The organism is Streptomyces sp. NPDC020996 (assembly GCF_040641355.1).
GTDB lineage: Bacteria > Actinomycetota > Actinomycetes > Streptomycetales > Streptomycetaceae > Streptomyces.
Genome location: NZ_JBFADM010000058.1, coordinates 1 through 17,414 on the forward strand (window position 1 = coordinate 1; position 17,414 = coordinate 17,414).

The 17,414-nt window shown below is 72.4% G+C and carries 14 protein-coding genes; 4 read left to right on the forward strand and 10 right to left on the reverse strand.

From position 1 onward, the window contains the following. Positions 1–62: 62 nt before the first annotated feature. From AB0G63_RS30525 to AB0G63_RS30565, 9 genes are all read right to left on the reverse strand, one after another. Positions 63–1,832: an IucA/IucC family siderophore biosynthesis protein gene (locus AB0G63_RS30525; RefSeq protein ID WP_360756752.1), complete on the reverse strand. Its 1,770-nt coding sequence runs from the start codon at positions 1,830–1,832 to the stop codon at positions 63–65. After that, positions 1,829–2,407: a GNAT family N-acetyltransferase gene (locus AB0G63_RS30530; RefSeq protein ID WP_360756754.1), complete on the reverse strand. Its 579-nt coding sequence runs from the start codon at positions 2,405–2,407 to the stop codon at positions 1,829–1,831. The genes AB0G63_RS30525 and AB0G63_RS30530 overlap by 4 nt, the downstream gene beginning before the upstream one ends. After that, on the reverse strand, positions 2,404–3,687 hold the full coding sequence (locus AB0G63_RS30535; protein WP_360756756.1) for a lysine N(6)-hydroxylase/L-ornithine N(5)-oxygenase family protein: 1,284 nt from the start codon (positions 3,685–3,687) through the stop codon (positions 2,404–2,406). Before AB0G63_RS30535 ends, AB0G63_RS30530 begins: the two co-directional genes overlap by 4 nt. Then, positions 3,671–5,113 (reverse strand): lysine decarboxylase DesA, encoded by a 1,443-nt coding sequence (gene desA, locus AB0G63_RS30540; protein ID WP_360756759.1) that lies wholly within the window; start codon positions 5,111–5,113, stop codon positions 3,671–3,673. The genes AB0G63_RS30535 and desA overlap by 17 nt, the downstream gene beginning before the upstream one ends. Before the next feature lie 297 nt (positions 5,114–5,410). Further along, positions 5,411–6,457 (reverse strand): ABC transporter substrate-binding protein, encoded by a 1,047-nt coding sequence (locus AB0G63_RS30545; RefSeq protein WP_360756761.1) that lies wholly within the window; start codon positions 6,455–6,457, stop codon positions 5,411–5,413. A gap of 127 nt (positions 6,458–6,584) precedes the next feature. Then, positions 6,585–7,745 (reverse strand): acyl-CoA dehydrogenase family protein, encoded by a 1,161-nt coding sequence (locus AB0G63_RS30550; protein ID WP_360756764.1) that lies wholly within the window; start codon positions 7,743–7,745, stop codon positions 6,585–6,587. 6 nt (positions 7,746–7,751) lie between these two features. Beyond that, positions 7,752–8,705: a hydroxymethylglutaryl-CoA lyase gene (locus tag AB0G63_RS30555; protein ID WP_360756767.1), complete on the reverse strand. Its 954-nt coding sequence runs from the start codon at positions 8,703–8,705 to the stop codon at positions 7,752–7,754. Then, entirely contained in the window at positions 8,702–10,726 is a 2,025-nt protein-coding gene (locus tag AB0G63_RS30560; protein WP_360756769.1) for an acetyl-CoA carboxylase biotin carboxylase subunit, read from the reverse strand. The genes AB0G63_RS30555 and AB0G63_RS30560 overlap by 4 nt, the downstream gene beginning before the upstream one ends. A gap of 17 nt (positions 10,727–10,743) precedes the next feature. After that, positions 10,744–12,360 carry a carboxyl transferase domain-containing protein gene (locus AB0G63_RS30565; RefSeq protein WP_360756772.1) on the reverse strand — a complete coding sequence of 539 codons (1,617 nt, stop codon included), beginning with the start codon at positions 12,358–12,360 and terminating at the stop codon, positions 10,744–10,746. Positions 12,361–12,456: 96 nt separating this feature from the next. Between AB0G63_RS30565 and AB0G63_RS30570 the strand changes: the two genes are divergently transcribed. From AB0G63_RS30570 to AB0G63_RS30585, 4 genes are all read left to right on the forward strand, one after another. Next, positions 12,457–13,065, forward strand: a complete 609-nt coding sequence (locus AB0G63_RS30570) for a TetR/AcrR family transcriptional regulator (protein WP_360756774.1) — start codon at positions 12,457–12,459, stop codon at positions 13,063–13,065. 352 nt (positions 13,066–13,417) lie between these two features. Further along, positions 13,418–14,575, forward strand: coding sequence for an acyl-CoA dehydrogenase family protein (locus AB0G63_RS30575; RefSeq protein ID WP_351884982.1), 1,158 nt, complete (start codon positions 13,418–13,420; stop codon positions 14,573–14,575). 35 nt (positions 14,576–14,610) lie between these two features. After that, positions 14,611–15,486 carry an acyl-CoA thioesterase II gene (locus AB0G63_RS30580; protein WP_360756777.1) on the forward strand — a complete coding sequence of 292 codons (876 nt, stop codon included), beginning with the start codon at positions 14,611–14,613 and terminating at the stop codon, positions 15,484–15,486. 58 nt (positions 15,487–15,544) lie between these two features. Further along, on the forward strand, positions 15,545–16,213 hold the full coding sequence (locus tag AB0G63_RS30585; protein WP_360756780.1) for a maleylpyruvate isomerase N-terminal domain-containing protein: 669 nt from the start codon (positions 15,545–15,547) through the stop codon (positions 16,211–16,213). 24 nt (positions 16,214–16,237) lie between these two features. On the opposite strand, the gene AB0G63_RS30590 is transcribed toward AB0G63_RS30585, so the two are convergent. Continuing rightward, a complete protein-coding gene (locus AB0G63_RS30590) occupies positions 16,238–17,026 on the reverse strand; it encodes a phosphatase (protein WP_360756782.1) in 789 nt (262 codons plus the stop codon). Positions 17,027–17,414 lie beyond the last annotated feature (388 nt).

The following is a 17,414-nucleotide window of genomic DNA, read 5'->3' on the forward strand; positions in this document are numbered from 1 at the left end:
GGTGGCGCGGGGGGGGTGGCCGCGGCGGGGGCGGCGGGGGGGGGCCCCCGCCGCGTCGCGGGTCAGAACCGCGCGAGGGGGTTGTGCAGGGTGCCGGCGAACTGGAGCGCTCCGGACGGGTCGGCCAGGTCCACCATCTGCCGGTTGTCGCGCAGTTGGAGCCGGTTGAGGCAGGACAGGGCGAACTCCGGCGCGAACAGGTCGTACCGGGCGAACCGGTCGGCGAGTCCGGGCGCCGACTCCTGGTACTCGCGGGTGACGTCGGCGACCGTCCGCCAGAAGCCGTCCTCCTCCAGGATCCCCTCGGTGGCGAGGTTCGCGGCGAGGAAGCGGAAGAAGCAGTCGAAGACGTCCGTGAAGACCGACAGCAGCCTTTGTTCCTCCGGGACTTCCATGCGGATGCGCCGCACCTCGGGCGGCAGATCCGCGTCCGGGTCCAGGACGGCGATCTCCTCGGCGATGTCCTTGTAGACCGCCCGCCGCACCACGCCGTCCCTCAGTACCAGGATCACGTTCTCGCCGTGCGGCATGTAGACCAGGCCGTAGGCGTAGAAGCTGTGCAGCAGCGGGACGTAGTAGGCCCGCAGGTAGTGCCGCAGCCATTCGGCGGGGGCGAGGCCCGACCGCTCGATCAGCGCGCCCGCGACGGACGCGCCCTCGTGGTCGACGTGCAGCAGGCAGGCCATGGTGGCCAGCGACTCGCCGTCCGCCAGCGAGGGGACCGGGCTCTCCCGCCACAGCGCCGCCAGCATCTTGCGGTACGGCGAGTGGCGGTCGGTCGCCTTCTCGTACTCCAGGTGCCGGTAGCCGACCGCGGCCCGCTCACGGATGATCGTCAGGCCGGTCGCCCTCAGCACCGGATCCGCCTCGACGAGCCGGGCCAGCCAGTCGTTGATCGCCGGGGTGGCCTCCATGTAGGCGGCCGAGAGGCCGCGCATGAAGCCCATGTTGAGCACGGACAGGGCCGTCTTGACGTAGTGCTTTTCCGGGTGGGAGACGTTGAAGAAGGTCCGCACCGACTGCTGGGCCAGGTACTCGTCGTCGCCCTCGCCCAGGCACACCAGGTGCCCGCGGGCGACCTCGGCGGCGAAGGTGACGGCGAGCTTGTTCCACCACTGCCAGGGGTGCACGGGGATCAGCAGGTAGTCGGCCGGGTCCAGGCCCCGGCCGGTGAGCGTGCGGTGGAAGCGCTCGACGGTCGCGGCGCCCAGCTCCCGCCGGACGAACGTCTCGTACTCGATCCCGGCGCCCGCCGTGAACGCCGCCCGCGAGCGGTGCGCGGCCAGCCACACCAGGCGGACCGGGCTCGCGGTCTCCGGGGCGTACGACAGGTAGTCGTGGACGCCGAAGCCGAGCCGCCCGTTGTTGGCGACGAAGCAGGGGTGGCCCTCGGTCATGCCGGTCTCGACGTCCTGGAAGCCGGCGCGGGCCAGCTCGGCGGCGGTGACCGGCGGTTTGGTCAGCTTGTAGCAGATGCCCGAGACGGTGGAGGAGATCTCCTCCAGGTAGACGGGCAGGATGTCGTCGCCCAGGCCCAGCGTCCGCCGCAGTTCGATGAAGAACTCCAGCGCGTCCAGCGGAAGTTCGACGCCGTCGCGGTGCCGGGTGATCGAGTCCGCGTCCACCTGCCAGTGGTCCAGGGCGCGGCGGGTGGCGGTGAACCGGTAGCGGGTCAGCCCGTCGTCGCCGCGGACGACGTACCCGTCGCCGTCCGGCTCGGGGGTGATCAGCCGCTCGTGCGCGAACTCGGCGAGCGCCTTGCGCACGAGGAGGCGGCCCGCCCGCTCCCAGCGCTCGGGGGAGAGGTGGGCCACGGCGTCGGCGAGGCTCACGCGACCGCCCCCGTCGCCGCCCGGAACCGCTCCCGGGTGCAGACGCTCAGCAGCGCCCGCTTCTCCGGCTTCTCGATCTCGCGCAGGGCTTCAAAGCCGACGGCCTCGTTCAGAGCGTGGACGGCCTTGTTGCGTACGTCCGGCTCGACCACGACGCGGGCGGCCGCCGGATCCGCGAAGAGGTGCGCCAGCACGGCGGTGATGACGGCGCGGGTGAAGCCGTGCTCGGGGGTGTCGGTGGCCGGCACCAGGAAGTGCATGCCGACGTCCCCCGGCTCGGGCTCGTACAGGCCGGTCAGTTCGCGGTGCGCGGGGTCGTACTTCTCCATCAGGAAGGCGGGTTCGCCGCCGCGCAGGCCGAGCAGGGCGTGGTGGTGCTCGTCGGCGGCGATCTCCAGGTAGGCGCGCTCGACGTCCTCCTGCCGGGCGTCCGCCATCATCCAGAAGGCCGCCTTGGGATGCGTCACCCAGCGGTGCAGCAGCTCGCCGTCGGCCTGCGGGTCGACGGGCCGGAAGGTGAAGTCCGTGTACCGGACCGTGTGCCGGGTCGTGTGCCTCGTCGTCTGTCGGGTCATACGCCGAACTCCTGGAAGGCGATGGTCTTCTCGACCGGGTAGTACTCGCCGCCGAGCAGCTCGCGGATGATGCAGCTGTTGCGGTACGGGCCCATGCCGAGGTCGGGTGAGGTGACGCTGTGCGTGTGCACGCCGGCGTTCTGCAGGAACACACCCCGGCCGGTGACGTCGACGGCGTAGTTGCGGCCCACGTCGAAGCGGCCGTGGCCGTCGAAGCGGAGGCGGTCGCGGACCGGGTCGAGGAAGGCCGGGGGTTCGTAGTGGTAGCCGGTGGCCAGCACCAGGCCCTCGGTGCGGATCTCGAAGTCCTTGCCCTGCTCGTCGTGGTGGAAGCCGAGCGTGTAGCCGCCGTCCTCGTGACGGGCGTGCACCAGCGAGGAGTTGGTGAGCAGACGGGTGGGTACCGGGCGGCCGCCGCGTTCGGCGTTCTTCTGGTAGAGCAGGTCGAAGACCGCGTCGATCAGGTCCGAGTTGATGCCCTTGAACAGGCCCTTCTGCTGCTTCTCCAGCCGGTAGCGGGTCTCCTCGGGCAGCGCGCGGAAGTAGTCGACGTAGTCCGGGGAGGTCATCTCCAGGGTCAGCTTGGTGTATTCCAGCGGGAAGAAGCGCGGGGAGCGGGTGACCCAGTTGAGCTGGTAGCCGTGGACGTCGATCTCGCCGAGCAGTTCGTGGTAGATCTCCGCGGCGCTCTGGCCGCTGCCCACGATCGTGATCGACTTCTTCGCCCGCAGCTCCTCCCGGCGCCGCGTGTACTCGGCGGTGTGCAGGAGGTCGCCGCCGAGCCCCCGGCACGGCTCGGGCAGGAACGGGGTGGTGCCGGTGCCGAGCACCAGGTGCCGGGCGCGGTAGCTGTCGCCCGCCGCGGTCCGCACCGCGTACAGCCCGTCCTCGTACGTCACCCGGGTGACGGTCGCGCCGAAGCGGACGCTGCTCAGCTTGCCCGCGGCCCAGCGGCAGTAGTCGTCGTACTCGACTCGCAGCGGGTAGAAGTTCTCCCGGATGTAGAAGGGATACAGCCGGCCTTTCTCCTTCAGGTAGTTGAGGAAGGAGTACGACGAGGTCGGGTCGGCCAGGGTGACCAGGTCCGACATGAACGGCGTCTGCAGGTGGGCGCCGTCGAGGAACATGCCCGAGTGCCACTCGAAGTCCGGCTTGGACTCCAGGAAGACGCAGTCGAGTTCGGCGATCGGCTCGGTCAGGCAGGCCAGCCCGAGGTTGAACGGGCCGAGCCCGATGCCCACCAGGTCATAGGCGCGGCTGGGTTCAGGATGCGCGGTCAAGGGACTCTCCCAGGTACTGCTCGGCGTGGCCGGCGATGAGGTCGAGGACGGCGGCGATGTCGGACGGCCGCGTCTCGGGGTTGAGCAGGGTGAACTTCAGGTAGTGGCGGCCGTCCACCTTGGTGCCCGCGACCACCGCGTCACCGGAGGCGAACAGGGCTTTGCGCGCGTGCAGGTTGGCGCGGTCGATCTCCGCGGGGTCGGTGACGGCGGCCGGGACGCAGCGGAAGACGAGGGTGGACAGGGCCGGCTCGACGACCACCTCGAAGCGGGGGTCGGCCGCCAGGAGCTCCCAGCCCTGCCGCGCCAGGTCGCACACCTCGTCGAACAGCTGCCCGATGCCGTCGGCGCCCATCGTGCGCAGCGTCATCCACAGCTTCAGCGCGTCGAAGCGGCGGGTGGTCTGGAGGGACTTGTCGACCTGGTTGGGGATGCGCTCGCGCGCCGTGCGGCGCGGGTTGAGGTAGTCGGCGTGGTAGGTCGCGTGCCGCAGGGTGGCGCTGTCGCGCACCAGCACCGCGGACGAACTCACCGGCTGGAAGAAGGACTTGTGGTAGTCGACGGTGACCGAGTCGGCGCGCTCGACGCCGTCGATGCGGTCCCGGTGCTTCAGCGAGACCAGCAGCCCGCAACCGTAGGCGGCGTCGACGTGCATCCACGCGCCGTACCGGGCGCACAGCTCGGCGATCTCGGGCAGCGGGTCGATGGAGCCGAAGTCGGTGGTACCGGCGGTGGCGACGACGGCCATCGGCACCAGGCCGTCCTGCCGGCAGCGCTCCAGCTCACGGGCGAGGGCGACGGTCCGCATGCGCTTGTCGCGGTCGACGGGTACGGAGACCACGGCGTCCTGGCCGAGGCCGAGCAGTTTCGCGGACTTCTGCACGCTGAAGTGACTGGCCTCGGACGCGAAGACGCGCAGGTCGGCGAGCGACGCACGCTTGGCCTCCTCTCTGGCCAGCAGCAGCGCCTGGAGGTTGGACTGGGTGCCGCCGGAGGTGAACACCCCGTCCGCGGCGGGGCCGAAGCCGATGCGTCCGGCGGTCCAGTCGATGAGCCGTTGCTCGATGAGGGTGCCGCCGGCCGACTGGTCCCAGGTGTCTAGGGAGGAGTTGACGGCGGACAGCACCGCCTCGCCGAGCACCGCCGGGATGACGACCGGGCAGTTGAGGTGGGCGAGGTAGCGGGGGTGGTGGAAGTAGACCGCGTCCCGGAGGTAGACCTCCTCGAGCTCGTCGAGCACGGCCGCGGTGTCGAGCAGCGGCCGGTCGAGGTCGATCCGCTCGATGCGGGGCGCCAGGGCGTCGACCGTGATGCCGGTGAACGGACGATCGGCGGCGGCCAGTTGCGCGGCCACCCGCTCGACGCCTTCGGTCACGGAGCGGCGGTAGTGCTCCGCGGTCGTGTCATTGAGCAGGTGCGAGCGCATGGTGGGGGTCCTCCGGTGGGGACGGTCCGCAGCGGGGCGGACGCGGGGCGGATCCGCGAGATCAACTTAGGTTAGCCTAACCTAAATTTGAGGGGGGAAACCTGCCTCGTCCGTGACCGTCGTCACGCCCCCGGAGCGTCGCCGCGGCCGCCGCACGCACCGCGGCCCGCCCCGGTTCGGTGCGGGGCGGGTCGCGGTGCGGGGCGTGCCGGGTCGGTGTGTGTCGGGTCGCGGTGCGGGGCGTATCGGGTCGCGGTGCGGGGCGTATCGGGGATCGGCGGGTCGGGGAGCGGCGGGTCAGGAGACCTTCTTCGCCTTCTCCAGCGCCTCCGCGAGGCCGGTGAGCAGCGGCGTGCACTTGTCGTACGACAGGATCGGCTCGGGTGAGCGGGGGATGACCTGGCCGGCCTTGACGGCGGGCAGCTTCTTCCAGGTGGCCTCGGTGATGTCGGCCGGCTGGATGGCCGAGGTGCGGTCGTCCATCATGATGATGTCGGCCGCGTACTTGTCGACGTTCTCCCAGCTCAGGCTCTCGTACCAGCCGCCGCCCTGGGCCTTGGCCTTCTCCGGCGGCTCGACGAGGTTCACGCCGAGCGTCTTGAAGTACTCCAGGTCGATGGAGAGGTTGCTGCCGGAGACGTAGAACAGCTCCTGGCTCGCGGAGCCCGCCATCACCTTGATGTCGGGCTTGGCCTTGGCGGCCGCGCGCAGCCGGGCGGCGGCCGCCTCGAACTTCTTCCTGGCCTCGGTGACCGCGGCGGCCTTCATGTCGGCGCCGAGCGACTCGGCGAGCGCCCACATGCGCTGCAGCGGCTCGGTGAGCGGGCGGTCGTAGACGGAGAGGCCGACGCTGGGGGCCAGCTTGGCGATCTTGTCCTGCGACTCCTCGGGGACGTACCACAGGGTGCCCGCGTCGTCGAACATGGTGGAGACGAGCACGTCGGGCGCGAGGGCCGCGTACTTCTCGACGTTGAACTGGCCCCAGACGTTGCCGAGGACCGTGACCTTGCTGATGTCCATGTCGCCGGCCTGGACGTCGGGCTTGCCGTCCGGGGTCCTGGTCGGGCCGAAGACGCCCTTCACGGAGATGCCGTAGTCGTACAGCGCGGCGGCGACGCCGGTGAACGCGACGATGTTCCGGGGGGCTTCGCCGAGCTTCACGGTCTTGCCGCGGTCGTCCTCGAAGGACCAGGGGCCGGACGCGGCGGCGGTCGTCCCGCTGCCCGAGCCGCCGCTTTTCGCGTCGTCGCCGCCGCAGGCCGCGAGCGCGGCGCCGAGGCCGAGGGCGCCGCCCGCGGCGAGGAGGCCGCGGCGGGTGAGGTGGGAGGCTCTGGCGTTGGGCATGGCATGACTGCTTTCGAACAGGGCGAGACGCCCGCCGGACGAGTTCGAAGGTAGGTTAGCCTAACCTCACTAATTGTCCAGCGGGTGTCCCGTCCCGCTCGCGGTCACCGCCCGGCCGGCGGGACGGTCAGCTCACCAGCCCCAACTCCCGTGCGATCAGCATCCGCTGGACCTCGCTGGTGCCCTCGCCGATCTCCAGGATCTTGGAGTCGCGCCACATCCGGGCCACCGGGTACTCGTTCATGAAGCCGTAGCCGCCGTGGATCTGGGTGGCGTCCCGGGCGTTGTCCACCGCGATCGTCGACGAGTACAGCTTCGCCAGCGCCGCCTCCTTCTTGAACGGCTCGCCGGACACCAGCCGGGCCGCCGCGTCGCGCCAGGCCAGCCGGGCCGTGTGGGCCCGCATCTCCATGTCCGCGATCTTGAACTGGACGGCCTGGTTGGCGCCGATCGGGCGGCCGAACGCGTGACGTTCCTTCGCGTACTTCACCGACTCGTCGACACAGCCCTGGGCGAGCCCGGTGGCCAGGGCGGCGATGGCGACGCGCCCCTCGTCCAGGATGCGCAGGAACTGCGCGTAGCCCCGGCCCTCCTCGCCCAGCAGGTTGGCCGCCGGGACGCGGACGTCCGTGAACGACAGCTCGCGGGTGTCGGACGCGTTCCAGCCCACCTTCGAGTACGCCGGCGCGACCGTGAAGCCCGGCGTGCCGGACGGGACGATGATCGCCGAGATGCGCGGCCTGCCGTCCGGCTTGCGGCCGGTGACCGCGGTGACCGTGACCAGGCCGGTGATGTCCGTGCCCGAGTTGGTGATGAAGCACTTGGTGCCGTTGATCACCCACTCGTCCGTGTCCGGGTCCAGCCGGGCGGTCGTGCGCGTCGCGCCCGCGTCCGAGCCGCCGTCCGGCTCGGTGAGCCCGAACGCGCCGAGGATCTCCCCGGAGCACAGCCGGGGCAGCCACTGCCGCTTCTGCTCCTCGGTGCCGAACAGGTGGACCGGCATCGCGCCCAGGGAGACGCCCGCCTCCAGCGTGATCGCCACCGAGGAGTCGACGCGGGCCAGCTCCTCCAGCGCCACGCCGAGCGCCAGGTAGTCGCCGCCCATGCCGCCGTACTCCTCCGGGAACGGCAGCCCGAACAGGCCCATGCGGCCCATCTCGCGGACGATCTCGTACGGGAACTCGTGGTGCTCGTAGAACTCGCCGATCTTCGGCGCCACCACGTCGTGCGCGAACTGCTCGACCGTGCGCCGCAGTTCTTCGAGTTCGGGGGAGAGACGGTAGTCCATGGCGGATCACTGGTCCTTGTGGGAGAGGGCACGGACGGTGCGGGACGGGCTGGGTCGGCCCAACTGCTCGGCCATCCACACGCTGGTGGCGACGAGGCGGCCGAGGTCGACTCCGGTGTCGATGCCGAGGCCGCGCAGCATCCACACGAGGTCTTCGGTGGCGAGGTTGCCGGTGGCGGACTTGGCGTAGGGGCAGCCGCCCAGACCGCCGGCGGAGGCGTCGACCGTGGTGACGCCGTGCTGGAGGGCGGCCAGGGTGTTGGCGAGGGCCTGGCCGTAGGTGTCGTGGAAGTGCACGCCGAGCACGGACACCGGAACGCCCGCCTGGCCCAGCGCGGTCAGCAGCGCGCGCACATGGCCCGGCGTCGCCACGCCGATGGTGTCGCCGAGACTCAGCTCGTCGCAGCCCATGTCGAGCAGCGCCCGGCACACGCCCACGACCTGCCGCACCGCGACGGCGCCTTCCCACGGGTCGCCGAAGCACATCGACAGATAGCCGCGCACGTGCACCCCCTCGGCCTTGGCCCTGGCCACCACCGGCTCGAACATGGCCAGCGCCTCGGCCACCGTGCGGTTGAGGTTGGCCTTCGCGAAGGACTCGGTGGCGCTCGCGAAGACGGCGACGCGCCGGGCGCCGAGAGCCAGCGCGCGGTCCAGCCCGCGTTCGTTCGGCACCAGCACCGGCAGGTCGGCCGGCAGATCGGCGACCAGCGGGAACAGCGCCTCCGCGTCGGCGAGCTGGGGCACCCACTTCGGGTGCACGAAGCTCGTCGCCTCGATCGTGGTCAGACCCGCGCCGGCCAGCCGCCGCACGAACTCCGCCTTGACCTCGGTCGGCACGGTCGCCCGCTCGTTCTGCAGGCCGTCCCGCGCGCCGACCTCGTGGATCCGCACCCGCGCGGGCAGTCCCTCGGCCGGTACGGTCATGGGGAGCCCTTCCGGGAGCCCTTCCACCGTCATTGCGCCACCTCCTCGTGGGGCGTGATCACCGCGAGCACCTGGTCCATGGCGACCGTCGTGCCCGGGGAGACGTCCAGTTCGGCGACCGTGCCGGCGTGCGGGGCGGAGATGACGTGCTCCATCTTCATCGCCTCGACGACCAGCAGGCTCTGACCGGCGCTCACCTCGTCGCCGACGGCGACCTTCACGACGGTGACCGTGCCGGGCATGGGCGCGGTGAGCGAGTCGGCGCCCGCGTGCGCCGCGCGGGTGAGCGACGCGGCGACCGGGTCGTGGTCGCGCACCTGCCAGGCGTCGCCGTCGCGGCCCAGCCAGGTGCCGTCCGGCAGGGCGGCGAAGGTGTGGACCAGGCCGTCGAGCCGGAAGCTGAAGACGTCCTCGGCCCCGGGCCGCGGGAGCACGCCCCCGGAGCCGCGCACGGGCCGGTCCGCGCCGGGCAGCAGGACCTCGGTCCCCCCGTCCGGCGTGCGGCGCACCCGCACGCTGACCGGGTCGTGGCCCGGCACCCGCAGATGGTGCACCGTCCAGGCCCGCTCCCCGCCCAGCCGCCAGCCGTCCGCGGCCGCGAACGGGTCGGCCCAGCCGGTGCCGTCGCCGCCACCGGGGGCGAGCGCCGTCTGGCGCAGCAGCGCCGCCGCCGCGTAGACCTCCGCCGGGACCTCGTCCGTGACCAGCCCGGCCGCCTCCCGCTCCACCAGCCCGGTGTCCAGCTCGCCCGCGACCACCGCCGGGTGGGCCAGCAGCCGGCGCAGGAACCCGGCGTTGGTCTGCACGCCCAGCACGACCGTCCCCGCCAGGGCCGCCCGCAGCTTCCTCAGCGCGCTCGCCCGGTCGGGGCCGTAGGCGATGACCTTGGACAGCATCGGGTCGTACAGGCTGCCGACCTCGGTGCCCTCGCTGAGCCCGGAGTCGGTGCGCACGCCGTCGCCCTGCGGTTCGCGCAGGGCGAGCACGGTGCCGCCGGACGGCAGGAACCCGCGCGCCGGGTCCTCCGCGCACACCCGGGCCTCGACCGCGTGCCCGGTCAGCGTGAGGTCGCCCTGCTTGAACGGCAGCGGCTCCCCGGCGGCGACCCGCAGCTGCCACTCCACCAGGTCGAGCCCGGTGATCAGCTCGGTGACCGGGTGCTCCACCTGAAGACGGGTGTTCATCTCCATGAACCAGTACGACGACGGGTCGTCGCCCGGGACGATGAACTCCACCGTGCCCGCGCCCCGGTAGCCGCAGGAGCGGGCGGCCTGCGCCGCCGCCTCGCCCATGGCCGCGCGGGTGTCCTCGTCCAGCAGGACCGAGGGCGCCTCCTCGATGATCTTCTGGTGGCGGCGCTGCAGGGAGCACTCGCGCTCGCCGAGGTGGACCACGTTGCCGTGGCCGTCGGCCAGGACCTGGATCTCGATGTGCCGGGGACGGTCGATCCACCGCTCGACCAGGAGGGTGTCGTCGCCGAAGGAGGCGCGGGCCTCGCGGCGGGCCGCGGCGATCTCGTCGGCGAGATCGGCGGCGTCCCGCACCCGCCGCATGCCCTTGCCGCCGCCGCCCGCCGACGGCTTCAGCAGCACCGGCATGCCGATCTCCCGCGCCGCGTCGGCCAGTTCGGCGTCGCTGAGGCCGCTGCCGCTGGAGCCGGGCACGACCGGGACACCGGCCGCCTTCACCGTCTCCTTGGCGCGGATCTTGTCACCCATGAGGGCGATCGCGTCCGCGGGCGGCCCGACGAAGACCAGCCCGGCGTCGGCGCACGCGCGCGCGAAGGCCGCGTTCTCCGCGAGGAAGCCGTAGCCGGGATGGACGGCCTGGGCGCCGGTGCGGGCCGCCGCGTCGAGCAGCCGCTCCACCGACAGATAGCTCTCCGCCGCCGGCGCCGGACCGATCCGCACCGCCGTGTCGGCCTCCCGGACGTGCCGGGCGTCGGCGTCCGCGTCGGAGAAGACGGCCACCGAGCGCACGCCCAGCGAGCGCAGCGTGCGGATGACACGCACGGCGATCTCGCCCCGGTTGGCCACGAGCACTGTGTCGAACATGGTCGGGTAACCCCCCTCTACATCCGGAAGACGCCGAACTGGGGTTCACCCAGGGGCGCGTTGGCACAGGCGGTCAGGGCCAGGCCCAGCACCTGACGGGTCTCCAGCGGGTCGATGACCCCGTCGTCCCAGAGCCGGGCGGTGGCGTAGTAGGCGCTGCCCTGGCGCTCGTACTGGGCGCGGACGGGGGCCTTGAAGGCCTCCTCGTCCTCCACGGACCATTCCTCCCCGCGGCCCTCGAGCTGGTCCCGCTTGACGGTGGCGAGGACCGAGGCGGCCTGCTCGCCGCCCATCACCGAGATCTTGGCGCCCGGCCACATCCACAGGAAGCGGGGCGAGTAGGCCCGCCCGCACATCGAGTAGTTGCCCGCGCCGTACGACCCGCCGACCACCACGGTCAGCTTCGGCACGCGCGTGCAGGCGACCGCCGTGACCATCTTGGCGCCGTGCTTGGCGATGCCGCCGGCCTCGTAGTCCCGGCCGACCATGAAGCCGGAGATGTTCTGCAGGAACACCAGCGGGATGCCGCGCTGGTCGCACAGCTCGATGAAGTGCGCGCCCTTCTGGGCGGACTCGGAGAACAGGATGCCGTTGTTGGCGACGATGCCGACCGGGTGGCCGTGGATCCGGGCGAAGCCGGTGACCAGGGTCTGCCCGAACTCGGCCTTGAACTCCGCGAAACGCGAGCCGTCTACCACGCGCGCGATGATCTCGCGCACGTCGTAGGGGGTGCGGGGGTCGACCGGGACGGCGCCGTAGAGGCCGTAGGGGTCCACCTTCGGCTCGACGACCGGGGCGGCCCGCCAGGGCAGCGGGCCGCGCGCGGGCAGCGTGGCGACGATGTCCCGCACGATCCGCAGCGCGTGCGCGTCGTCCTCGGCGAGGTGGTCGGTGACGCCCGACACGCGCGCGTGGACGTCGCCGCCGCCGAGCTCCTCGGCGGTCACGACCTCGCCGGTGGCCGCCTTCACCAGCGGCGGCCCGCCCAGGAAGATGGTGCCCTGGTTGCGGACGATGACCGCCTCGTCGCTCATCGCCGGGACGTACGCCCCGCCGGCCGTGCAGGAGCCGAGCACGGCCGCGATCTGCGGGATGCCGGCGCCGGACATCCGGGCCTGGTTGTAGAAGATCCGCCCGAAGTGGTCGCGGTCGGGGAAGACCTCGTCCTGCATCGGCAGGAAGGCGCCCCCGGAGTCCACCAGGTACACGCACGGCAGGCGGTTGTCGAGGGCGACCTCCTGGGCGCGCAGGTGCTTCTTCACCGTCATCGGGTAGTACGTCCCGCCCTTGACGGTGGCGTCGTTGGCGACGACCACGCACTCGCGCCCGGCGACCCGCCCGATCCCGGCGATCACCCCGGCGGCCGGGGCCTGCCCGTCGTACATCCCGTCGGCGGCCAGCGGGGCCAGCTCCAGGAACGGCGAGCCGGGGTCGAGGAGGGTGTCCACGCGGTCCCTGGGCAGCAGCTTCCCGCGCGCGGTGTGCCGGGCGCGCGCCCTCTCGCCGCCGCCGAGCCGGGCCGCGGCCAGCTTCTCGTGCAACTCCTCCACGAGCGCGCGGTGCGCCGCCTCGTTGGCCCGCCAGGCCTCCGACGCGGGATCCGCCGCGCTCGTCAGCTCCGGTGCCTGATCCATTCCTGCGGTCCCCTCACCCAGTGTCCGGCTGTTAATGAGCGTTAACCATCCCCTTCAGGTTAACGACCGCTAACCTCCCTGTCTAGAATTGCCTCCATGGCCACCAGAACCGACGCCCCCACCCGCCGCGACCAGATCCTCAAGGAGGCCGCGCGGCTGTTCGCCGAGCGCGGGTTCCACGGCGTCGGTGTCGACGAGATAGGCGCCGCGGTCGGCATCAGCGGGCCCGGTCTCTACCGCCACTTCCCGGGCAAGGACGCGATGCTCGCCGAGTTGCTGGTGGGCATCAGCGGCCAGCTGCTGACCGGCGCGAAGCGGCGCCTGAAGGAGGCCGACGGGACGGCCGGTCCCGGGGCGGTCCTCGACTCGCTGATCGAGGGGCACATCGACTTCGCGCTCGACGACCGCCCGCTCATCACCCTGCACGACCGTGAGCTGGACCGCCTGCGGGACAGCGACCGCAAGCTGGTCCGCCAGCTCCAGCGGCAGTACGTGGAGCTGTGGGTGGAGGTGGTCCGCGAGGTCTACCCGGGCCTGGCCGAGCCGGTGGCCCGCTCGGCCGTGCACTCGGTCTTCGGCCTGCTCAACTCCACCCCGCACCTGGGCCGTCCGGGCTCCCTGCCCGGCCGGGGCGCCACGGCGACCCTGCTGCACCGGATGGCGAGGGGCGCCTTCGCGGCGGCGGCAGCGGACGGCGACGACTGACGCGAGCCCCGGCGCGCCCCGGCCCCGCGCCCCGGCGTGCCGCGGTCCCGAGCCCCGGCGCGCCCCGGCCCCGGGCGCCGGGGAACCCGGCGCCCGGAACGCTCACTCGCCGGGTGCACGGGCCCGGCACTCACTTGGTGCGATGTCCGCGAAGCGGGCTGTTCGCAGCCTGCGCGGACACCGGCCGCCGCGCCCGGTGGATGAGCCGTGCGGGTGTACGCGCCGCCGAACGGGTGAGAGGGTGACGAGCGTTACGCGGACCCCTCTGGACGCCCTCGCCTACTCGCCGGTACGTTGGCGTGAGCAAGCGCTTAGACATGCTCAGTCATGCCGAGTACGTGGAGGTGGCGGCGTGCGCCGTACGGTGTTCAACGAGGACCACGAGGCGTTCCGGGAGACCCTCCGGGCCTTCATCGAGGCCGAGGTCGTCCCCGTCTACGACGAGTGGTTCGCGGCCGGCCAGGCGCCGCGCGACTTCTACTACAAGCTCGCCGAACTCGGCGTCTTCGGCATCAACGTGCCCGAGGAGTACGGCGGCGCCGGCATCGACTCGTACAAGTTCGAGGCCGTGATGTACGAGGAGACCGCGCGCGCGGGCGTCCAGTTCGGCGGCTCCGGCGTGCACGTGCTGCTGGGCCTGCCGTACATCAAGATGCTCGCCACCGAGGAGCAGAAGAAGCGCTTCCTGCCGAAGTTCGTCTCCGGCGAGGAGATGTGGGCGCTGGCGATGACCGAGCCGGGCACCGGCTCCGACCTCGCGGGCATGAAGACCACCGCCAAGCTCTCCGAGGACGGCACGCACTACGTCCTCAACGGCGCCAAGACCTTCATCACCGGCGGCGTCCACGCCGACCGCGTGATCGTGTGCGCCCGCACCTCCGCGCCGACCGCCGAGGACCGCCGCTTCGGCATCTCCCTGTTCGCCGTGGACACCAAGTCCGAGGGCTACTCCATCGGTCGCAAGCTGGACAAGCTGGGCCTGCGCACCTCCGACACCGCCGAGCTGGCGTTCGTCGACGTGAAGGTGCCGGTCGAGGACCTGCTCGGCGAGGAGAACAAGGGCTTCTACTACCTCGGCCACAACCTGGCCTCCGAGCGCTGGGGCATCGCCTTCGGCGCCTACGCGCAGGCCAAGGCCGCCGTCCGGTTCGCCAAGCAGTACGTCCAGGAGCGCACCGTCTTCGGCAAGCCGGTCGCCAGCTTCCAGAACACCAAGTTCGAGCTGGCCGCCTGCCAGGCCGAGGTCGACGCCGCCGAGGCCGTCGCCGACCGCGCCCTTGAGGCGCTGGACGCCGGCGAGCTCACCCCCGCCGAGGCCGCGTCCGCCAAGCTGTTCTGCACCGAGGTCGCCCACCGCGTGATCGACCGCTGCCTGCAGCTGCACGGCGGCTACGGCTTCATGAACGAGTACCCGATAGCCCGCCTGTACGCGGACAACCGCGTCAACCGCATCTACGGCGGCACCAGCGAGATCATGAAGACGATCATCGCCAAGGACATGGGCCTGTAAGGTCCGGGCAATCCCTGGCCGGTACAACTAACTCCATGAGTCAGGCACTACAGGATCTCCTCGATCTGCTCGACCTCGAGCAGATCGAGGAGAACATCTTCCGCGGCAGCTCCCGGCCCTCCCTCGTCCCGCGCGTCTTCGGCGGGCAGGTCGCGGCCCAGGCGCTCGTCGCCGCCGGGCGGACGGTCCCCGCGGACCGGCCCGCCCACTCCCTGCACGCGTACTTCCTGCGCCCCGGCGACCCGGGCGCGCCGATCGTCTACAGCGTCGACCGCATCCGGGACGGCCGCTCCTTCACCACCCGCCGGGTGGTCGCCGTCCAGCACGGCAAGCCGATCTTCCACCTGTCGGCGTCCTTCCAGACGCACGAGGAGGGCCTCGACCACCAGGCCCCGATGCCGCCCGCGCCGGACCCGGTGACGCTGCCGACCTCCGCCGAGCGGCTGCGCGCCTACGACCACCTCGACCCGGCCGTGGTCGAGCGGTTCATCGCGGCCCGGGAGGCCGTCGACCTGCGGTACGTCGACGAACCGCCGTTCGGCAGGTTCGGCGAGCCGCGCGAGCCGCACTCCCAGGTGTGGTTCCGGGCCAACGGCAAACTCGCCGGCGCCGTCGACGAACCCCTGCTGCACGTCGTCCTCGCCACGTACGTCAGCGACATGACCCTGCTCGACTCGATCCTGCTCGCGCACGGGCGCGGCGGCTGGGCGGTCGGCGACGTCGTCGGCGCCTCGCTGGACCACGCCATGTGGTTCCACCGCCCGTTCCGCGCCGACGAATGGCTCCTGTACGACCAGGAGTCGCCGTCGGCGTCCGGCGGGCGCGGCCTCGGGCAGGCCCGCATCTACACCCAGGACGGCCGGCTGGCCATCACGGTCATCCAGGAGGGCGTGGTCCGCGTCCCGCGGTGATCCGGCTGCCCTGCAAGTCGGTTGCCGCGGACCGGGCGCCCGCGTTGGGATGGGCACCATGACCGAACCGTGGAACTGGCGGGGCGGGCGGATCCGGGATGCGTACCTCCTGGCGGCGGGCACGGTCGCCGGACTGCTCGCCGACCCCGCCGTGGCAGCCGTATGGGACGGGCCGAGCGTGCTGGAGGACTTCGGCGTGCGCGGGCTCGCCGGGCACCTGTTCGGGCAGGACCTCGACCTGCCGGGCCTGCTCGCCGCGCCCGTGCCGTCCGAGCCCGTCGTCTCCCTGCGCACGTACTACCTGGAGCGCGTGATCTGGCTGGACGCCGGGGCCGACGCGCCCGTCAGCGCGCGCATCCGCGCCGGCGGCGAGGCCAGGGCGGCCGACGGGCACGCGGCCCTGAACGCGCGCGTGCGCGAGGCGCTGGAGGCGCTGCGCGCGGAGGTGCCCCGGGCGCCGGCCGCGCGGCCCGTGCACGTGGCCACCTGGGGCGAGTGGTCCCTCGAACTCGACGACTTCCTGCTCACCCGCCTGACGGAACTCGTCGTGCACGCCGACGACCTGGCGTGCAGCGCGGGTCTGCCGACGCCGGAGTTCCCGGAGAGCGTCACCGCGCCGGTCGTCGAACTGCTCGCCCGGCTCGCGGTCCGGCGGCACGGCGCGGTGGGCGTGATCCGGGGGCTCGCCCGCGCCGAGCGCGCCCCCGCCTCCATCGCCGGTCTCTGACCGGTCACCGGAAGGGCATCGGCCTCATGAGAGCCCCGCCTCCGCCAGCAGGTACGCCGTCAGCGGGTCGTAGTAGCGCGGGCTGAGCACGTGGTCGTCGAGCGGGACCGTCACCTGTACGGTCCCCTCGGCCTCGGCGAGGAACAGCGCCGGGTCGTTGCAGTCGGCGTAGCCGACGGAGTCCACGCCGTGCTGGCCCGCGTACCCGGCCCAGCCGTGGTCGGCGACGACCAGGTCGGGCAGCGGGCGGCCCTCGCGCTCCAGCGCCGTCAGGATCGCCTTCATCGGCTCGCCCGAGTGCGTGTGCCACAGCGTGGCGCCGTGCTCCAGCACCGCCACGTCCGCGAACTGCATCACGTACCCCTCGTCCGTCTGCAACCCGTCCGGGATGACGACGATCTCGCACCCGGCGGCGCGCAGCGCGGCCGCCGTGGCGCGGTGCACGTCGAGCAGGCCGCCGGGGTGGCCGGTCGCGAACAGCACCCGCTGCCGTCCGTCGGCCGCCTTGCGCAGCCGGGCCGCCATCCGGTCGAGGGCGTCGACGGTCAGCTCGGGGTCGATGGTGTCCTGGCCGTACCGGTGCTCCGGGTCGTCGTTCACGCCCACCCGCTCCGCCATCACGGCGAGCACGTCCTGCTCGTCCCGCCAGCGGTCGCCGAGTTCCAGGCCGAGCCAGAAGTTGCGGACGCCGTTGGCGAGCTGGCGGTAGTGGGAGAGGTTGTTCTCGCGCGGGGTGGCCACGTCGCCCGCGATACGGGTCTTGACGAGGTGGTCGACGAGCTCGGCGCGGCTGGGTGTCCCGGGTATCGGCATGGCTCCCATTGTGAGGCAGGCGCCTGTGCTCGTCCCCGGCGTTTCCGCACGCTGGGATGTGGGTCACGTGCGCGCCGGGGTACGGAGCCGGATCGCGCCGCCGCGCCGTTGGGCCGCCACGCCGCCGGGCGGGCACGGCGCGCGCCGTCGGCGTGCCGCACGCCCTTGCGCCGGGCCGGGCCCTCGCACCGGCCGCAGGCCGACTTGCGGACGGTGCGGCGACCGGGGGCCAGGGGACCGGCGGTACGGGGACCATCCGGCCCGCGAGGCCGTGCGGGCGGGCCGGGCACGCGGACGGCCTGTGCCCGTCCCCGGCGCTTCCGTACGCCGGGACGCCGTTCACGTGCGTGCTGTGGGCGCACCGTCCGCTCCGTGCCGGGCGTGGGCC

What these genes read in the sequence shown, in the direction of transcription:
- AB0G63_RS30530 (WP_360756754.1), bottom strand. Translation starts at nt 2,407, where the DNA reads ATGACCCGACAGACGACGAGGCACACGACCCGGCACACGGTCCGGTAC.
- desA (WP_360756759.1), bottom strand. Translation starts at nt 5,113, where the DNA reads ATGCGCTCGCACCTGCTCAATGACACGACCGCGGAGCACTACCGCCGC.
- AB0G63_RS30545 (WP_360756761.1), bottom strand. Translation starts at nt 6,457, where the DNA reads ATGCCCAACGCCAGAGCCTCCCACCTCACCCGCCGCGGCCTCCTCGCC.
- AB0G63_RS30550 (WP_360756764.1), bottom strand. Translation starts at nt 7,745, where the DNA reads ATGGACTACCGTCTCTCCCCCGAACTCGAAGAACTGCGGCGCACGGTC.
- AB0G63_RS30555 (WP_360756767.1), bottom strand. Translation starts at nt 8,705, where the DNA reads ATGACGGTGGAAGGGCTCCCGGAAGGGCTCCCCATGACCGTACCGGCC.
- AB0G63_RS30560 (WP_360756769.1), bottom strand. Translation starts at nt 10,726, where the DNA reads ATGTTCGACACAGTGCTCGTGGCCAACCGGGGCGAGATCGCCGTGCGT.
- AB0G63_RS30565 (WP_360756772.1), bottom strand. Translation starts at nt 12,360, where the DNA reads ATGGATCAGGCACCGGAGCTGACGAGCGCGGCGGATCCCGCGTCGGAG.
- AB0G63_RS30570 (WP_360756774.1), top strand. Translation starts at nt 12,457, where the DNA reads ATGGCCACCAGAACCGACGCCCCCACCCGCCGCGACCAGATCCTCAAG.
- AB0G63_RS30580 (WP_360756777.1), top strand. Translation starts at nt 14,611, where the DNA reads ATGAGTCAGGCACTACAGGATCTCCTCGATCTGCTCGACCTCGAGCAG.
- AB0G63_RS30585 (WP_360756780.1), top strand. Translation starts at nt 15,545, where the DNA reads ATGACCGAACCGTGGAACTGGCGGGGCGGGCGGATCCGGGATGCGTAC.
- AB0G63_RS30590 (WP_360756782.1), bottom strand. Translation starts at nt 17,026, where the DNA reads ATGCCGATACCCGGGACACCCAGCCGCGCCGAGCTCGTCGACCACCTC.